15 protein-coding genes are annotated in these 17,968 nt (G+C 57.3%); 11 read left to right on the top strand and 4 right to left on the bottom strand.

Going from position 1 to position 17,968, the window contains the following annotated elements; translation table 11 throughout:
* Positions 1-20: 20 nt before the first annotated feature.
* A complete protein-coding gene (locus tag CPH17_RS04775; RefSeq protein ID WP_074396710.1) occupies positions 21-923 on the bottom strand; it encodes a carbon-nitrogen hydrolase in 903 nt (300 codons plus the stop codon).
* Positions 908-1,996, bottom strand: a complete 1,089-nt coding sequence (locus CPH17_RS04770; protein WP_074396709.1) for an agmatine deiminase family protein — start codon at positions 1,994-1,996, stop codon at positions 908-910. Before CPH17_RS04770 ends, CPH17_RS04775 begins: the two co-directional genes overlap by 16 nt.
* 202 nt (positions 1,997-2,198) lie before the next feature.
* Here CPH17_RS04770 and CPH17_RS04765 point away from each other — a divergent pair, with 202 nt between their 5' ends.
* Positions 2,199-3,440 (top strand): lipoprotein-releasing ABC transporter permease subunit, encoded by a 1,242-nt coding sequence (locus tag CPH17_RS04765; RefSeq protein ID WP_074396708.1) that lies wholly within the window; start codon positions 2,199-2,201, stop codon positions 3,438-3,440.
* Between the two features lie 10 nt (positions 3,441-3,450).
* Positions 3,451-4,155, top strand: a complete 705-nt coding sequence (locus CPH17_RS04760; RefSeq protein ID WP_074396707.1) for an ABC transporter ATP-binding protein — start codon at positions 3,451-3,453, stop codon at positions 4,153-4,155.
* Here CPH17_RS04760 and CPH17_RS04755 read toward each other — a convergent pair.
* Positions 4,152-4,703 (bottom strand): DUF2062 domain-containing protein, encoded by a 552-nt coding sequence (locus CPH17_RS04755; RefSeq protein WP_074396706.1) that lies wholly within the window; start codon positions 4,701-4,703, stop codon positions 4,152-4,154. The two genes, CPH17_RS04760 and CPH17_RS04755, sit on opposite strands and share 4 nt — an antisense overlap.
* Before the next feature lie 97 nt (positions 4,704-4,800).
* On the opposite strand from CPH17_RS04755, the gene CPH17_RS04750 reads away from it, so the two are divergent.
* From CPH17_RS04750 to murB, 7 genes are read left to right on the top strand one after another with little or no spacing between them, the layout of a single operon-like run.
* Positions 4,801-7,074 (top strand): DNA internalization-related competence protein ComEC/Rec2, encoded by a 2,274-nt coding sequence (locus CPH17_RS04750; RefSeq protein WP_074396705.1) that lies wholly within the window; start codon positions 4,801-4,803, stop codon positions 7,072-7,074.
* A gap of 56 nt (positions 7,075-7,130) precedes the next feature.
* Positions 7,131-8,867 carry a lipid A export permease/ATP-binding protein MsbA gene (gene msbA / locus CPH17_RS04745; RefSeq protein WP_074396704.1) on the top strand — a complete coding sequence of 579 codons (1,737 nt, stop codon included), beginning with the start codon at positions 7,131-7,133 and terminating at the stop codon, positions 8,865-8,867.
* Positions 8,864-9,859 carry a tetraacyldisaccharide 4'-kinase gene (gene lpxK / locus CPH17_RS04740; protein ID WP_074396703.1) on the top strand — a complete coding sequence of 332 codons (996 nt, stop codon included), beginning with the start codon at positions 8,864-8,866 and terminating at the stop codon, positions 9,857-9,859. The genes msbA and lpxK overlap by 4 nt, the downstream gene beginning before the upstream one ends.
* 16 nt (positions 9,860-9,875) lie before the next feature.
* Positions 9,876-10,085 carry a Trm112 family protein gene (locus tag CPH17_RS04735; protein ID WP_074396702.1) on the top strand — a complete coding sequence of 70 codons (210 nt, stop codon included), beginning with the start codon at positions 9,876-9,878 and terminating at the stop codon, positions 10,083-10,085.
* A complete protein-coding gene (kdsB, locus tag CPH17_RS04730) occupies positions 10,086-10,862 on the top strand; it encodes a 3-deoxy-manno-octulosonate cytidylyltransferase (protein ID WP_074396701.1) in 777 nt (258 codons plus the stop codon). It begins immediately after the preceding gene.
* A 3-nt stretch (positions 10,863-10,865) separates the two neighbouring features.
* Positions 10,866-11,330 (top strand): low molecular weight protein-tyrosine-phosphatase, encoded by a 465-nt coding sequence (locus tag CPH17_RS04725; RefSeq protein ID WP_074396700.1) that lies wholly within the window; start codon positions 10,866-10,868, stop codon positions 11,328-11,330.
* Position 11,331: 1 nt separating this feature from the next.
* Entirely contained in the window at positions 11,332-12,348 is a 1,017-nt protein-coding gene (gene murB, locus CPH17_RS04720) for a UDP-N-acetylmuramate dehydrogenase (RefSeq protein WP_074396699.1), read from the top strand.
* A 66-nt stretch (positions 12,349-12,414) separates the two neighbouring features.
* Here murB and rne read toward each other — a convergent pair whose 3' ends face one another.
* Positions 12,415-15,675, bottom strand: a complete 3,261-nt coding sequence (gene rne, locus CPH17_RS04715; protein ID WP_074396698.1) for a ribonuclease E — start codon at positions 15,673-15,675, stop codon at positions 12,415-12,417.
* Between the two features lie 664 nt (positions 15,676-16,339).
* On the opposite strand from rne, the gene CPH17_RS04710 reads away from it, so the two are divergent.
* Together CPH17_RS04710 and CPH17_RS04705 are read left to right on the top strand one after the other, a co-directional pair.
* A complete protein-coding gene (locus CPH17_RS04710; RefSeq protein WP_074396697.1) occupies positions 16,340-17,281 on the top strand; it encodes an RluA family pseudouridine synthase in 942 nt (313 codons plus the stop codon).
* A gap of 9 nt (positions 17,282-17,290) precedes the next feature.
* The gene (locus CPH17_RS04705) at positions 17,291-17,941 is read left to right on the top strand and encodes an HAD family hydrolase (RefSeq protein WP_074396696.1); all 651 of its coding nucleotides are present in this window, start codon (positions 17,291-17,293) and stop codon (positions 17,939-17,941) included.
* Positions 17,942-17,968 lie beyond the last annotated feature (27 nt).

The raw sequence follows: 17,968 nt of genomic DNA, 5'->3' as shown, positions 1-17,968 counted from the left end.
GGTTGAGACATTGTAAAGCGCTAGTCTCTGAAACGGCGTGTTAATTCGCCGTAGGCATCAATGCGCCGGTCCCGCAGGTAAGGCCAAATGCGCCGAGTGTTTTCGCTGCGCGCCATATCGATTTCCACTATCAGTTGCTCTGCCGTTTCGCCTGCCCTGGCCAGCAGTTCTCCTTGTGGGCCGCAGACAAAACTGCCTCCCCAGAACTGGATGCCACCCCCGGTGCCAGAAGGGTCAGCCTCAAACCCAACGCGGTTAGCGACAATCACGGGTAAGCCGTTGGCGACGCCGTGGGCGCGCTGAATGAGCGTCCATGCGTCCTGCTGGCGGGCTTTTTCGGCATCGTCATCGCCGGGGTCCCAGCCAATCGCCGTGGGGTAGAGGAGTAAGTCGGCCCCGGCAAGCGCCATTAGCCGCGCAGCTTCGGGGTACCATTGGTCCCAGCAAACCAATACGCCCAAACGGCCCACGGAGGTATCAATGGGTGTAAAACCTTCGGCGCGCTCGGTGTCGTGGTCGCCTGGGGTGAAGTAAAATTTTTCGTAAAACCCGGGGTCATCGGGAATGTGCATTTTGCGGTAGTGGCCAACCCGCCCTAGGGCTCGGTCGTAAACCACCGCGGTATTGTGGTAAAGCCCAGGCGCACGACGTTCAAATAGGGAGCCAACCAGAACAATGTCCAGCTCACGGGCCAGCTTGGCAAGCTGTTGTCCCGTTGGTCCGTCTAGTGGCTCTGCCAAATCAAAAAGTGCAGGGTCTTCATACTGACAAAAGTAGTGCGTCGCATGAAGCTCCTGAAGTAAGACCAATTGCGCGCCGCGCTGAACGGCCTCACGAATGCCAGCTTCGCTGGCCGCTAAACTTTTGGCCTTATCGGGCCAAGCAGGTTGTTGCACGACGCCAACGGTTAGAGGACTTGGCATGACGACTCCATATCAGGCGGGTGAGCAACGGCAAGCGTACCGCGGGGTAGTTGCATGGTTAAGCAATGCAGGCTGCCGTGCTGACGAATGACGTGACTGCACTCAATGGGAATAAGCGTATGCTCAGGAAAGGCCGCCGCCAAGGCTTGTAGCGCGATAACATCGGCGGGATCCCCATACGTGGGTACCAGAACAGCCCCATTAATAATCAAAAAATTGGCGTATGTGGCGGGCAGTCGTCGGCCATCGTCTGGAGCATAGCAGGCATTTGGCCAGGGTAGCGGGACCAACTGATAGGGTTCGCCGTTACGTTTGCGAAACGCCTGTAATTCCTGCTCCATCGCTTGTAGGGCGTCGAAGTGAGGGTCTGTCGGGTCGTCACAACGTACATAAGCGATGGTTCCGGGGTTGCAAAATCGCGCTAGGGTATCGATGTGGCTGTCAGTATCGTCACCTTCTAAATAACCCTGGGTTAGCCATAATACGCGGTCAATGCCCATATCCTGATACAGCTGTGCTTCAAGGGTGCGCCGCGTCATCTGCGGATTGCGGTTAGGGTTAAGCAGGCAGGCTTCGGTGGTGAGCAAGGTGCCTTCGCCATCTGTCTCAATCGCGCCACCCTCCAGCACTAGATCGCGGGTACTGACAGGGCAGTTCCATAGGCCTGACTCAGCAAGCCGCTGCGTTAACCGGTTATCTTGGTTGGCGGGAAATTTGCCGCCCCAGCCGGTAAAAGTGTAATCCAGCAGTTGCAATCTACCCTCTTCATCGGCGACGGTAATCGGCCCGTGATCGCGCGCCCAGGTATCGTTGGTGGGCGCGACGCGCAACAGTATCTGACCTTCGGGTACCCCATAGGCATCGAATGTTGCTGTCAGACGTGCGCGTATGGCAGCGTCAGGCACGCTGATGATTACCCGCTGATAACGTGTCACGGCGACGACGATGCGCTCCAGCGTGCCTTCAATGCACTCCAAGAGCGCCTGCCAATCGCCATCCGGGCGTGGCCAGGTAAGTTGAATGCCATCCTGGGGATGCCATTCGGGTAATAAACGATAGGTCGAAGTCGTCACGTATAATCGCTCGCAGCGAAGATGAAAAGAGGCATGCTAAGCGCTTGCCGAACCGGCGCAATGTAGGGGCTCAAGTCAAAAGTTGCAAGTCCTGATCACGACAAGGGAACGCTGGCGACTGATGTGTCTCTAAAGCCCGTTTACACATGCAGGGATGCTAAAAAAACCGTACCATGAGCGCTGACTTATAAGGAATGACGCCATGCTTGATCGTTTGCCTTTTCTGGTGGGGCTGCGCTACGTGCGCGCTAAACGCCGAAACCATTTTATTTCATTTATATCGCTGACCTCTATGCTCGGATTGATGCTGGGGGTGGCCGTTCTTATTCTCGTTCTTTCGGTAATGAACGGTTTTGATCACGAGCTACGTACTCGCGTATTGGGAATGGTGCCGCACGCCAAAATTGAAGCCCGAGAGGGTATGGTGGAGTGGCAGTCGCTAGCCGAAGAGCTCATGGAGCGTGACCGTGTTGAGGGGGTAGCCCCTTACGTGGAACAGCAGGGCATGTTTTCGGTTGGCGGACGCAACGAAGGGGCAATGGTCAACGGCATTGATCCTGAGTGGGAAGACAAGGTGTCGATTATTGGCGATCACATGCAGCAGGGCGAGCTAAGTGACCTGGTGCCCGGTGAGTGGAACGTGGTGCTGGGCTCCATGCTGGCCCGACGATTGGGCGTCGAAGTGGGCGATCAAGTGACCTTGCTTGTTCCTGAGGCTTCTATTACCCCCGCTGGCGTGTTTCCTCGCCTTAAGCGCTTTACCGTTAGCGGTATCTTCAGCGTAGGTGCCGAGCTGGACGCAAATTTAGCCTATGCTAATATTGAGGATATGCAGAAATTAGGGCGTCTGAATGATGCCATTGGCGGGCTGCGCCTTGAGTTGGATGACTTGTTTGTCGCCGGTAGTGAGACACAAGACATTCTCAACGAACTGGGGCCAGGCTATCGCGGCAGTGATTGGACATACTCCCAGGGCAACCTTTTCCAAGCGATTCAGATGGAAAAGCGCATGATCGCGCTGTTGTTGACCGTCATTATCGCCGTAGCAGCCTTCAATATTGTGTCCACCTTGGTCATGGTCGTCACTGACAAGCGTGCCGACATCGCGATATTGCGAACCATCGGTGCCACCCCACGTTCGATTATGGGTATTTTTATCGTGCAAGGTTTAGCCATTGGCCTGATTGGCATTGCCTTTGGCGTGGCGGTGGGTGTGCTGCTGGCCCTGACGATCTCAGACCTGATCGGCTGGGTTGAAGGCTTTATGAATATTAAGTTCTTAGACGCAGGGGTCTATTTCATTAGTGATTTGCCGTCGCGTTTACACTTTGAAGATGTCCGCGACATTGTGCTGGCTGCCTTTGGGTTGACCTTCTTGTCAACGTTATACCCAGCTTGGCGCGCGGCTCGTGTCCAACCTGCGGATGTGCTGCGCTATGAATAAGGATGCCAACATGTCTGAAACGACATCGACTCAAGCCCCTGTGATGCTCAATTGCCAAGGATTGACCCGCACCTACAACGAAGGGCCACAGGATTTAACCGTGCTCGATACGCTGGACCTTCAAGTGCATGCGGGTGAACGCGTGGCCATTGTGGGTAGCTCGGGGTCGGGCAAGACCACGTTGTTGAATCTGTTAGGCGGCCTGGACAGGCCCAGCGAAGGTAGCGTGGTGATCGCCGACCAGCCCCTATCGGGGTTGAATGAGGCCGCTTTGGGGCGGTTTCGCAACCGCTATATCGGGTTTGTTTACCAGTTTCACCACCTGCTGGCGGAGTTTACGGCGGTAGAAAATGCCGCACTGCCGTTGATCATTCGTGGGCAAGCCAAGAAAACCGCTGAGCAACGCGCCATGCAGATTTTGTCGCGAGTGGGCATGCAAGACAGGGCTGATCATAAACCAGGCGAGTTATCCGGGGGGGAACGTCAGCGGGTGGCGATTGCCCGCGCGTTGGTCACCGACCCAAGCCTTGTCTTGATGGACGAGCCTACGGGTAATTTAGACCAAACCACGGCGGCCACTATCCTTGCGTTGATGGATGAGCTTGCCCAGGAAAGCGCCTGTGCCTTCGTGATTGTTACCCACGATATCAGCCTGGCTGCTCATCAAGATCGGGTGATGAAGTTGGATGCAGGTAAACTCGTGGCGCAGCCTTAATCGTCAAATTCGGCTTCGATGCTAGCGCGCCGCAGCCGACGTTTTTGGCGGCGGCGTTTCCAGTGGTGAGAAACGTGCCAGCGCCAGATTAGGCGCACCGCAACGTTGGCCACCACTGCCAGTACCAGCGCTGACACCAATGACCCCAGTAATAGCGCGGGCATAAGGTCGTGCATTTGCTCGGCTAGCCAGCGCGTTGAGATGCGTGAAGGCGCTTCGCGGACCGGTGTGTCCAGAAAGAAGGTGCCAATCCAATAATTACCGTAAAAAAACAGCGGCATTGTTAGTGGGTTGGTGATCCATACGAGGCCGACCGCCAGCGCTAGGTTGCAACGAGTTAAGCGAGCGCCAAGCGCGGCCGCTACCATTTGGCAAGGAATGGGCAGCATGGCGCAGAACAGGCCAACGCTAAACGCATTGGCAACGCTGCGACGAGTTAGTTGCCATAAACCCGGATCGGCGATTAGCGGGGCCATGAAACGGAGCGACCGCTGACGCTTGATGGTATCGGGCTTGGGCATGTAACGCTGCAAAAAACGGCGAGGCATGTCAGACACTCTTGCCTATGAATGCCGCCCATTATCCACAAGGGGCAGGCTTTCGGCTACGGCAAGACGCGGGTAAGCGTGAGCCAGGGAGGGCAATATGCGCATTGGGCTTGCCATGCCAGCAGCGTTGGCAGTAATGACAGGTGGGGCGCTGGGTAACTGGCTTGGGCCAAGCGGTAGCACCACGCTTTTGACCACCATATTAGCTAGTTTGCTGCTAATGCTTGCAGCAGTGCGTTTTCGCTACTGCCTGTGGTTAGCGATTGTTTGTTGGGGGGTAGTGGCTGTCCAGTCCCAATGGGCACGCCAGTTGCCGGAGGGGCTTACTGGTGAGGATGTCAGAGTAGAAGGGCGGGTGGCGCACTCCCAGCAGGTTGCCGGAGGTTTGCGCTTGTTGCTGGAGGTGGACCACTGTGTGGCTCCCGCTCAGCGACCAGACTGCCAACGTCTCAAACGGGTACGGGTCAGCGCTTATGATCTTGAGGCATCCACACCCCAGCCGGGCGAGCGCTGGCGGATGACCTTGCGGTTACGGCCGCCCAATGGGTTTATGAACCCGGGCGCCTTCGATTTTGCCCACTGGCTTTGGCGGGAAGGTATTCATGCCACCGGGTATGTGCGCCAAGAGCCGCCTCCGCAGCGGCTAGCCCCAGCCCCGTTCTCGCTGCGGCATCAAGCGCATTCCATGCTAGAAGAGCAACCGCTGGCACCGCGAACCCAGCGCTGGCTAGCGGCACTTACGCTTGGATTGGGTGATCAGCTTACCCAGGAGGACTGGGAATTACTTAACGCCAGTGGAACCACTCATTTGGTCGTCATCTCTGGCTTGCACGTGGGGTTAGTGGCGTCATTTGTGTTGTTACTGGCAACTCGCTCAGCGCGTTTAATAACGCCTGGCAACTGGCGCTTGCGTGCTTGGCCATGGTGGCTATCCGGGATGTCAGCGGTAGGCTATGCGGTCTTGGCGGGAATGGCGCCGCCCGCGATGCGCGCCATGATCATGAGTGTCGTCGGGTTATGGGTGTTGAGTGGCCGTCATGCACCGGGGCCGTGGCAAGGCTGGTGGTTAGCACTTGCGGCGGTGTTAATGGTTGATCCCATTGCCTTATGGCGGCCAGGGTTGTGGCTATCGTTTCTAGCGGTGGCCTGGCTGATCATCATCTGGCAGGGGCGGGCTCGTCCACAGGGAGTGCGCGGATGGTGTTGGGCATTGCTGCGTTCTCAGTTACTGCTAGCCCCACTCATAGCGGCTGCGGTACTTATTGCGTTTGGCCGCGTGGCACCTGCCGCCCCGCTGATTAATCTTGTCGCCGTGCCCTTTATGAGCCTTGTGATGGTGCCGTTGGCGCTTTTGGGTTGGTTGTTGACGCCGTTGCCTTATGCGTCGACGGCGGCTTGGTGGTTGTTCGAGCAGGGGCTTGGTGGCTTCTACCATGCTCTGGAGCACGCGGTAGTACATTGGCCGCTGTGGGAGCCTCCCCGATATTTGCACTTGCCGTGGGCCTTGGGGCTTTTTCTGACGGCGTTATGTTGGGGACTGCCCGGCACAGCAACGTGGTTGAAGCGCGGCTCGCTTATCATGGTCATGTTGGTGCCTTTTTGGCCTGTATCGCAAGGTCCTTCGAATGGCGAGTTAACCATCACCGTATACGATGTGGGGCAAGGGCAGTTGATCGAACTGCGCAGTGCTCATCATCGTATGCTAGTGGATACTGGCCCGCGCTATCGCTCAGGGTTTATGCCATTGGAAACGCTATGGCCGCCCGGAAGGCATTTTGATCAGGTATTGGTTAGCCATGCGGATACCGACCATGCCGGCGGCGTGCAGGCGCTGCTCGATCAGCATCAAGTTGATGAGTGGCGTGCGCCGAACAGTGAGCCACTCGCGGTGGAGACCCGATCCTGTGAACGAGGCGATCAGTGGCAGCGCGATGGCGTTCACTATCAAGTATTGTGGCCTAACGCTGATCAGGCCGATTCCTCGGCAAATGACCGTTCGTGCGTGCTATCCATTCAAGTGGGGCAGCAGCGTGTGTTGATCACTGGGGATGTAAGTCGCCAAGTCGAAAGGCGTTTGATAGGCGATGTGGACCCGCCAATCACAGCGTTGGTGGCCGGCCACCACGGCAGTGCCTCAAGTTCGGGGCTGCAATTCGTGCGGGCGGCAGACCCTTGGCATGTTATTTTTAGTGCCGGACGAGACAATCCTTTTGGTCATCCTAACGATGCCGTTGTGCGGCGTTTTCGAGAGCAGGGAAGTTGTTTATGGAATACGGCGCATGACGGAGCGATACAACTTAAGCTCTCACCCGACGCTCCGCTTGAAATAAATACCCATCGCCGAACGGCTAATCCGCGACAGCGGTGTTGATGCTGTGCGCCATCAGGTAGAATTTCCCCCACTGCACGCTATTGCTAGGAGCTCGTGTGACTGAATCAGGCTGGGTCCTCTATAAACGTTTATTAGGCTATGTGAAACCGCATTGGCGAGCCTTTAGCCTGGCGCTGGTGGGGTTTGTCATTTACGCCGCGTCGAGTACGGCGCTGGCCGAAATGATGAAACGCTTGATTGATGGTATCCAAAATCCCGACGCCTCATTCCGGCTGTTTCTGCCGCTATTCGTCATTATTATGTTTACCGCGCGGGGTATCGGCACCTTTCTGAGCACCTATTTCATGGCCTATGTGGGGCGTTATGTGATCCACACCCTGCGGTGTGACGTCTTTGCCCATATGCTCCATTTGCCCGGCATGTTTTTTGACCATCATTCCAGTGGTCACCTGGTGTCGCGGGTCACCTATCACGTGGAGCAGGTCGCCGGGGCGGCGACCAAGGCCTTCACGATTCTGTTGCGCGAGGGACTCTTCGTGATTGGTCTGCTGGGCTACTTGTTCTGGACCAACTGGCTGCTGACGCTGCTATTCCTGGGGGTCACCCCGATTATCGCGGGCGTGGTCAGCTATGCCAGCAAGCGTTTCCGGCGGCTTTCCAAACGTATTCAGCACTCGATGGGTGATGTGACCCACGTAGCGTCTGAGGCGCTATCGGGTCACCGGGTGGTACGCACCCACGGCGCTGAGATGTATGAAAAACAGCGCTTCGAACGCGTCAGCGAAGAGAACCGTCGCCAAAGCATGAAAGAAGCTATGACCCGCGCCATCAGTTCGCCGGTGATTTTGATTCTGGTGGCAATCTCGATGGCCATTCTCGTCTGGCTGGCCATGGCCCCGGCGTTGATGGCGAGCATGACACCGGGTGAGTTTGTCGCGTTTATTACCGCCGCTGCGCTAATGATCAAGCCGGTGCGCCAGTTGACGGAAATTAACAGCGAGATCCAAAAGGGCATCGCCGCGGCGTCGGAACTGTTCGGACTGCTGGATGTCGCCCCTGAGAGTGATAACGGCACGTACCGTGTCGAACGGCTGGCGGGCGACGTCAAGCTTGAAAACCTCAGTTTCCGTTATGCCGATGACCAACCCTTCGTCCTGCGTGATATCAACCTGCAAGTGGCGCCTGGTGAAATGGTAGCCATCGTGGGGCGTTCTGGCAGTGGAAAATCGACTCTGGTGAGTTTGCTGCCGCGTTTTTACCATCCCAGTGAAGGACGCATTAGCGTCGATGACGTGCCGCTTGAAGAGTACGCATTGCGTCCCCTGCGTCAGCAAATGGCGTTGGTGTCCCAGCAGGTCACGCTGTTCAACGCCACGATTGCCGACAACATTGCGTATGGCGTGGATAACCCCGACCCTTCCGCCGTAAAAGCGGCGGCTGAGGCGGCCTATGCCGATGAGTTTATTGATCAGCTACCCAAAGGTTACGCCACAGTGGTGGGGGAAAACGGCGTGATGCTGTCAGGCGGCCAGCGCCAGCGATTGGCTATTGCGCGGGCAATCTTCAAGGATGCCCCTTTGTTAATCCTGGACGAGGCAACGTCCGCCCTGGATACCGAGTCAGAGCGTTATATCCAAAAGGCGCTCGAAGATGTTTGCCAAGGGCGCACGACCCTGGTGATTGCCCATCGGTTATCCACCATTGAACGCGCCGACCGAATCATTGTGATGGACCAGGGGCGTATCATCGAACAGGGCAGCCATCAAGCGCTGCTGTCGGCAGGCGGTGCTTACGCCGCGCTGCATCAGTTGCAGTTTCAGGAGCCGCAGTGAAGCTTGCTGAGCGTTGGCTTGCTGGTGCCTATCAGGGTAGCCGTTGGCTGTGGCCGTTGCGGCCGCTAGGTCGGCTTTATCAATGGCTGATGCAGCGTCGAGCAAATCAGTACGAACGCGGCAAGCGAACCGTCTGGCGTGTGTCCGTTCCGGTGATCATTGTGGGTAATATCACCTTGGGCGGCACCGGCAAGTCGCCGTTGGTGGCATGGCTTGGGCGTCGGCTAGTGGCACAGGGATGGTCGCCGGGAATCGTGTCACGCGGCTATGGCGGCAGTGCCAAGCGCTATCCCCTGCGGGTAACGACGGCCACCCCCGTGACTGAAAGTGGCGATGAGCCGCTGATGCTCGCCCAGCAAACAGGGCTTCCGGTCATGGTTGACCCGCAGCGTGGCCGGGCAGCGGCCGCGCTGGTTGAAGCTGGCTGTGACGTGATTATCAGCGATGATGGATTGCAGCATCTTGCCCTGGCACGCGATATTGAGTTGGTGGTCATTGATGGCGCGCGTGGGTTAGGCAATGGTTGCTGCTTACCGGCAGGCCCTTTACGCGAACCGTCTAGCCGATTGAAGCGTGCCGATGCCGTGATCGTTAATGGCGACACAGCGTGTGAACTGCCGGTGGAGACCGTCACCATGCGCCTTACGCCATGTGCTTGGCGGCGTATACATGATGGCCAGCGGTTTCCACTGATGCCGCTGCCGTTTACGGGGCCGGTTAACGGTCTGGCGGCCATTGGCAACCCCCAGCGGTTTTTTGCTGTGTTGGCGTCGCTGGGGGTGGAAGGTGAATGGCACCCTCTGGCGGATCACCAGCCGTTGACGGAGGTCTTATTGAACCAGTGGAGAGGGCGCCCGCTAGTGATGACCGCCAAGGATGCCGTGAAATGTCAGGCGTTTGCCCCACCTGATAGTTGGGTTCTCGACGTGGAAGCATCGCTTCCACCTGATTTTGAGCACTGGCTGGCAGACAAACTGTCAGCACTTACCTGAGGCAGGAGAAACTCTCATGGATAAGGAACTGCTGGCAATGTTGGTCTGCCCGCTGTGTCAAGGCAAACTGAAGTATGACCGTGAGGCCCAGGAGTTGCATTGTGTTTACGATGGTCTGGCCTATTCGATTGACGAGGGAATCCCGGTCATGTTGCCCGAAGCTGCCCGCCCGCTGGACGTTGACGAAAAGCTTCCCCCATCACCGGGTCGCACAGGAGAGGGATGAATGACCTTGGCGTTTACCGTGGTGATCCCCGCTCGCTATGGGTCAAGTCGATTGCCCGGCAAGCCGTTGCTGGACATTGCAGGCGAACCGATGATCGCTCATGTATGGCGGCGTGCCTGTCAAAGTCGGGCCAGCCGTGTGGTCGTGGCTACCGACGATGCGCGCATTCAAGCGGCCATGCAGCCTTACGGCGCCGAAGTCGTCATGACGCGTCCGGATCATGCTTCTGGGACCGACCGGCTGGCTGAAGTAGCTGATCAGTTGGCGCTGGATGAGTCGGCGTTGGTAGTCAATGTTCAGGGCGATGAGCCATTAATCCCCCCGGCGCTGATCAATCAGGTTGCCGAGCGCTTGGCAGACGATGGTGAGGCGTCCATTGCGACGCTGGCAGAACCAATTACCGATATCGACTCCCTGTTTAATCCTAATGTCGTAAAAGTCGTTCGTTCGTTTCAGGGGCGGGCGCTGTATTTTTCAAGGGCGCCCATCCCCTGGGACCGTGAGCAATTTTCTGCGCCGCCAACGGTGCTCCACACCGATGCGTGGCTACGTCATATCGGCCTTTATGCCTACCGGGTCAGCTTTCTCCACGCCTACTGCGAATGGCCCGCCTCCAGTTTGGAACAGCTTGAGCAGCTTGAGCAGTTGCGCGCTCTCCAACATGGCCATGCGATTCAGGTTGCTTTGGCCTGTGACGTAAACCCGGCAGGGGTCGATACGGCTGAAGACTTAGCCCGCGTGCGTGCGTTATTAACGCCAACGTCGCAGAAGGAGTGAACTGTGAAAGTGCTGTTTGTTTGCTTGGGTAATATCTGCCGGTCGCCTACCGCTGAAGGGATCTTTCGCCGTGAATTGGCACATGCCGGATGGCAGGATCGGGTGGGCGTCGACTCCTGTGGTGTGGGGCATTGGCATGTGGGCAGTAGCCCCGATCTGCGCGCTCAGGCGGCGGCTAAACAACGGGGTATCGATATCAGTGGCTCAAGAGCTCGCCAGCTCAAGCCCCAGGATTTTATGGATTTCGACTATGTACTGGGTATGGATAGCGATAACCTGCGTGCCATGCAAGCCATGAAGCCCGACCACGCCAACGCGCATGTCGGGCTGTTTCTGGACTTTGCCGACATGGCGGAGAACGAAGTGCCGGACCCCTACTACGGCGGCGATGAAGGTTTTGAGCACGTGCTAAACCTGCTGGAAGCCGCTGCTAAAGGGCTGGTCGAGCATATCCAGCGTGGCCGCTGAGATGAATGTACCGGGCGTCCAGCAAGAAGTAGACCTCAGTGGTGCCAATACGCTGCGCCTGCCGTGTAGGGCTGAGCGTTACGCCGCGCCTGGCACGCTTGCTGAGTTGCAGCGGGTGCTTGCTGTGGCCCGCCATGAAGGCTGGTCGATTACTGTGCTGGGTGGAGGCAGTAATGTGCTGTTACCCGCAAGGCTTAGTGGCATCGTGATCAGGCCATCGCTTAATCAATGGTGGGTACAAGCGCAGGGAGGCCAACTACTTGCCCATGTGGGCGCAGGGGTTAATTGGCACCGTCTGGTCATGGCGCTGGCGGCGTCGGGTTTATGGGGCACCGAAAACCTTGCCTTGATCCCAGGCGATAGCGGTGCGGCTCCAGTGCAAAATATAGGCGCCTACGGTGTTGAGCTTGCGGATGTGTTAGCGGCTGTGCAAGTAGTGGAGCGGGCAACCGGCAAGGTGCGCTGGTTAAGCTGTGATGCTTGCCAGTTTGGCTACCGCGACAGCATCTTCAAAGGTGCACTCGCGGAAAGCGTAATTATTACTCGAGTGGTACTGAAACTTTCGCGTTTGCCCAGGCCGACGCTCGGCTATGGGGATTTGGCGATGCGCGTCCCTGAATCGCCCACGCCGCTGGCGGTGGCAAACGCCGTATGTGCTATTCGTGGTGAGAAGTTGCCGGACCCTAAAGAACTGGCCAATGCGGGCAGTTTTTTCAAAAACCCGTTCGTGACCGATCAGTTCGCCGAGCAACTACGCCAACGCTATCCCGATATGCCCTGTTTTCCCCAGGGTAATGGGCAAACAAAGTTGGCAGCGGGTTGGTTGATTGACCAGTGTGGCTTGAAAGGATTTCGCAAGGGGGCTTTCGCGGTTCATGAGCGTCAAGCGCTAGTGCTCGTCCATTTCGGGGGCGGAGATCGCCAGGGTTTGCTTGCGTTAGCCAATAGCGTTGCGGCACAAGTGGCTAAACAGTTTGGAGTGACGTTAACCTCAGAGCCCCGCTTGATAGCGGCCTAATCTCAACCTGAGCAAAAGAAAACGCCCCGCATAAGCGGGGCGTTTAGGTTTCAGTGCACGTAGCGATTAGTCGGTGCTAGCGTCCTGCGTCTGTTGCTTGCGCCGAACGCGTGGATCATTGTGCGCACGACTGCGACGACGACGTGGTTTGACGGCCTCGTCGGCCACGGCTTCGCTGTTTGTAGCCGGTTCTTGCGCATCGGCAGGCGTCGCTTCGAGCTGATCGGGCGTTTGTGCAGTGGCGTCGTCAGTAGTTGGCGTTTTAGTCTCGTCAGCGACACGTTCGTGATCCGCTGGCAGCGCTTCATCCACCACGTCGTTTTTGTCGCTGGCTTGAGACGTATCAGCATCAGCTGACGTGTCGCTTGGAGCCGGCGTTGACGAGGCTTCTAAAGTGCCACTGGGGGGGGCGGACTTGTCGGTATCCACGGCCGCTTCGCCAGCGTCTTCAGATGCTGCTACTTCGTCTGCCGCTTCAGGTGTCGCCGTTACAGGCGCATTATTATCCTGGGTTTTATCGGCGGCGGTCTCCTCATGCGGTGACGCATCGTCGTCCGTCATCGGCGCCTGGGTGGCGGCGCGAGGGGCATCGGTGGTTTGCGTCATGGGCGCTTCTACCTCGGGCTCATGGGATGTAGCTTCATCTGCCTTGGGCTCTTCTGAGGTGCGCGCTTCTGCCTTGGGTTCTTCAGGCGCTGAATCAGCAGTAGGAGCCTGTGCCGTCTGGTTGGCTTGGTTTTCAGTCGACGACGTTTTGTCAGTTGCCTGACGCGACGACTCCTTGGGCTGACGACGCTGGTGCGTCGATTTGCGCGCTTTTACCGCAGAGGCGGCGGGGCGTTCTGCAGTGGTCGCCGACGCTTCGCTGTCCGTATCGTCCCGAGTGTCAGCGAGTTGCTCGGCTGCAGGTTCAGTGCGGCTTTCCTCGGCAGCATCAGCGGGTGCGGACGTTGTTGGCTCTGGCATCGTCGGTTGACTAACTGCTGCATTATCCTCACGGGTTTCGCTGGGCTTGGATTCTGCTTCGCCAGGCGTGTTGGCCGCTTGTGCCTGAAGCTTCATCTGCTCGGCTTCGGCATTCGGATTAATGGCCTGCTTGCGCGAGCGCTGGCGCGGATTATTGCGCGTGCGCTTGGGCTTGCCGTCATCCTGCTGAGCTGATGATGCATCAGCGTTGGCGCTATCTTGCTCTTGAACGGCGTTGGTGCTGCGAGGTGCGTCTCGATTCGACTCGCGGCGCGCTTTGGTGGGCGCGCTTTTGTCTGTCGTCTCGCTGTCGGCGTCCTTGGCGGAACTCGCTGAAGCGGTATCTTTTTGACGGTTAGGCTTGTTGCTGTTGCCCTGGGTGCTAGTGCCATCGTCCTGTTGGGGATGGCGACGACGATTGCGCGTCCGGCTGGGGCCGTTACGCTTGTCGCCCGTTTCGTTGTTAGCACCGCGTGATGGGCTCTGCGCCTCATTTTTGGCCGTAGCACTCTCGTTACGCTCGCGACTTGGCTGTGCTTCCTTGCGAGCGGAGGATGAGCGATCAGCCGTTTTACGCGGCGCAGGTTGCTCTACCGGTGTCTGAGCCTGCTCGGTTGCAGCCGGGCGCTGCTCATCGCTGCCTAGCAATTTGGCAAATCCACGCATGAAACGACCCAGCATACTGGCCTCGTCAGCGCTTTTGGCAGGCGCAGTGCTTTGCGGGGTTGGTTCGTGTTGCAACGATGCAGGAGCGGGTGCGTTGTGAGTCACGCTTTTAACCGCGGCTTCGGCACGCAGAGCAGGCGGTACAAAGCTGGGAGCGGGTTCTTTGCCAACATCGCTATCGGTGGACAGCTCAAAGCTAGACAGCGTTTGGCTGTCGTCTTCGTCCATGTGATCATCACGCAGACGCTGAACATCGTAGTGAGGCGTATCCATTTCCGGATTAGGCAACAGCACGACGCGAACGCCCTGGCGAGATTCAATATCGGCCAGCACGCTACGTTTTTCGTTAAGCAGGTACGTCGCCACAGGCACCGGCAAGATGGCCCGAATTTGAGCGCTGCGCTCTTTCATGGCCTCTTCTTCGATCAGGCGCATGATGGATAGCGAGAGCGAGCGTACATCGCGGATGGTGCCCTGGCCGTTACAGCGCGGGCAGACCACGCCGCTGGTTTCGCCCAGCGAGGGGCGTAAGCGCTGGCGAGACATTTCCATCAGGCCAAAGCGCGAGATACGCCCGATTTGTACCCGAGCACGGTCAAGCTTCAGGGCATCGCGCATGCGATTTTCAACTTCGCGCTGATTGCGTGCGGGCCCCATATCGATAAAGTCGATGACCACCAGGCCACCAATGTCGCGCAGACGCAGCTGGCGCGCGATTTCATCGGCGGCTTCGGAGTTGGTTTGCAGCGCGGTTTCTTCAATATCGCTGCCGCGTGTCGCCCGAGCCGAGTTAATATCGATCGACACCAGGGCTTCGGTATGGTCAATAACAATTGAGCCGCCCGACGGCAGTTTGACTTCGCGCTGGTAGGCCGTTTCGATCTGCGATTCGATCTGGAAGCGCGAGAACAGCGGCACCTCATCGGCGTAAAGCTTGATCTTTTGCTGATAGGAGGGCATCACCTGGCGGATAAACGCCAGCGCTTCAGCATGTATCTCCGGACTGTCGATGAGGACTTCGCCGATGTCCTGGCGCAGATAGTCACGCATCGCGCGGATGATCACGTTGGATTCGCGGTAAATGAGGAACGGGGCGGAGCGTTTGCCGGCTTCGGTCGTGATCGACTCCCACACCTGCACGAGATAGTCCAGGTCCCACTGGAGTTCTTCAGGGCTTCGCCCGATACCAGCAGTACGCACGATCAGCCCCATTTTGTCCGGCACGGTAAGCTGGCCCATGGCGTCTTTCAACTGGCTACGCTCGTCACCCTCGATGCGGCGCGAAATACCGCCAGCGCGAGGGTTATTAGGCATCAGCACCAGGAAGCGGCCCGCAAGGCTAATAAAGGTGGTTAACGCAGCGCCTTTATTGCCGCGCTCTTCTTTATCGACCTGAACGATAACTTCCTGGCCTTCCTTGAGCACTTCTTTAATGCTCGGACGGCCGGAAACATCTTTTACAAAATATTCCCGTGAGATTTCTTTTAACGGCAGAAAACCATGACGTTCGGCGCCGAAGTCAACAAAGGCAGCCTCTAGTGAGGGTTCAACGCGGGTAATTTTACCACGGTAAATATTGGCTTTTTTCTGTTCCCGTGCGCCGGACTCGATATCTAGGTCATACAACCGTTGTCCATCAACCAGAGCGACGCGCAGCTCTTCAGGCTGGGTCGCATTGATCAGCATTCTTTTCATAGTGTCTCGCATAGCGAAGCGTGCCGACGAACCACCTCGGGGGTGATGTGGCGAACCTCTGGGTGCTGCGTGCTTGTGCTCGGCGCATAGCGATGCTGACGCATTTTACCAGGCAGGCGTGATCGCCGACCTGGCCAATTGGGCGTTGAGTACGTGGCGGAGGCAGGACATGTTTCGGTGGCTGTCACGTCCATCCGGCCCTGCTGACACCGCCAACACCTGGCATTCATAGATTCACCAACACCGACCATCGGCACGGCGTTGAACTTTATCGTCTTAAGCAGGCAGCGCGTTGTGACGTTTCAGCGTGGCTACTTAGGACGTGGCGTTTTTAGCGATTGCCCACCGATGAGGGTTGGGCTCAATCTTGTCTGCCGTCTTGAACACGGGCGGCAGAGTTACTGCATTTTATTACGTCGAGGGTGGGTTAATGCGTACACTGAACCACGCCTCTTGCTTCGGCCTGCGTGTTAGTCGGGCAGGCGCTGGCCAATGATGGTTGATACCTTCAATTACCTAATGACAACGCAATGGCATCATTGATCCGCATCAGCCGGTAAGCGTTTTGGAATATAACAGTAAAGCGAACGACCAGCAATTGACGCATTGGAGTTAGGTCTACGGTAGAATGCCGTTTTTAGCCTATCAGCAGGAGTGCGCGGCAATGGCCGAAGGGCGTGAAGTACAGTGGGTGGAAATTGCCCAAGAACAATCAGGCCAACGCATCGATAATTTTTTGATGACACGCTTGAAGGGAGCACCGCGTGCCTTGATTTACCGGATCGTGCGTAAAGGGGAAGTGCGGGTCAATAAAAAACGCATCAAAGTCGACTATCGTCTTCAAGCCGGGGACCTATTACGTATACCGCCACTTCGCTTGGCGCCTCGTGATGCTGTCAAAGAGGTAAGCGACAACCTGCGCGACCTACTGTTAGGCAGTGTCATTATGGAAGGCCCCGATTGGCTGGTGCTCAATAAACCGTCGGGTCTCGCGGTGCATGGTGGTAGTGGGGTCAAGATCGGCCTGATCGAGGCGCTGCGGCAGGTGCGCGACGACCTGACGTTTTTAGAGCTGGTACACCGGTTGGATCGTGACACGTCTGGCTGCCTGCTATTGGCCAAATCCCGCGATGCGCTGGTTACCCTGAACGAAGCACTTAAAAAGCACGGTATGGATAAGCGCTACTTGGCGCTGGTAGCAGGGCGGTGGCCAGCACGCAAAACCTACGAAAGCGCTCGTTTGGATCGCTATGATGCTGGCAATGGCGAACGAAGGGTGAGAGTAGATCCCAACGGCAAGGTATCGCGCACGCATTTTTCTGTGGTGGAAACATTTGAAAAAGCCACGTTGGTCGAAGCTGAACCGGTGACCGGGCGGACGCATCAGATTCGCGTTCATGCAGCGCATGCAGGCCATGCGCTGCTCGGTGATGACAAGTATGCCAATCGCGAAAGCGGCTTGCTCACCAAGCAGTTGGGAGTTGGTAGGCTGTTTTTGCATGCCCGCTCCCTGACTTTTCCTGAACCTTCCAACGGACGTCTGGTGACGGTCAAAGCGCCGTTACCCGAAGCGCTGGAAGACGTGCTTAATCGCCTGCGCCGCTAAGGACTTCTCATGCGTTATGAGCTGATTATTTTTGATTGGGACGGCACCTTAATGGATTCGGTACCGCGTATTGTGTCGTGTATGCAGGCGGCGGGTATTGAAGCAGGGGTGGGGGAGCTTCTGCAGGCGGATATAGAAAATATCATCGGCTTGGGGTTGCCCGAAGCTATCGACACGCTTTGCCCCGGCATCATGCCTGACCAAGCAGAGCGCTTACGCGAACGTTACTCACACCATTTTGTCCATGTCGATACTACGCCGATGCGTTTTTTTGGCGGTGTTGAGGACCACATAGCTCGCTTGCGTACAAACACAGCGCAGCGGTTGGCGGTTGCGACGGGTAAAAGCCGCCGGGGGCTCGACCGGATTTTTAGCGAGACGGGGAGTCTCGAGTGGTTTCACGCCAGCCGCACCGCTGATGAAACGCGCTCCAAGCCTCATCCGCAAATGCTACAAGAGTTGCTCGACGAATTATCGGTCCCCGTTGATCGGGCGATCATGGTCGGCGATACCGAATACGACCTGGAAATGGCTCGGGCGCTAGGCATGCCACGCGTTGGCGTTAGCTACGGTGTCCACACGCCTGAGCGCCTTGCTGCCAGTCAGCCGGAAAAAATTGTGCATAGTGTCGATGAACTGTTTTCGTGGCTACAAGCATGAGTGGCCATCTTATTGCCAAGAATGGAT

The sequence above is a fragment of the Halomonas sp. hl-4 genome (assembly GCF_900215475.1).
Lineage (GTDB): Bacteria > Pseudomonadota > Gammaproteobacteria > Pseudomonadales > Halomonadaceae > Vreelandella.
The sequence above is the reverse complement of the archived record's forward strand: the minus strand, read 5'-3'. Positions and strand labels throughout refer to the sequence as shown.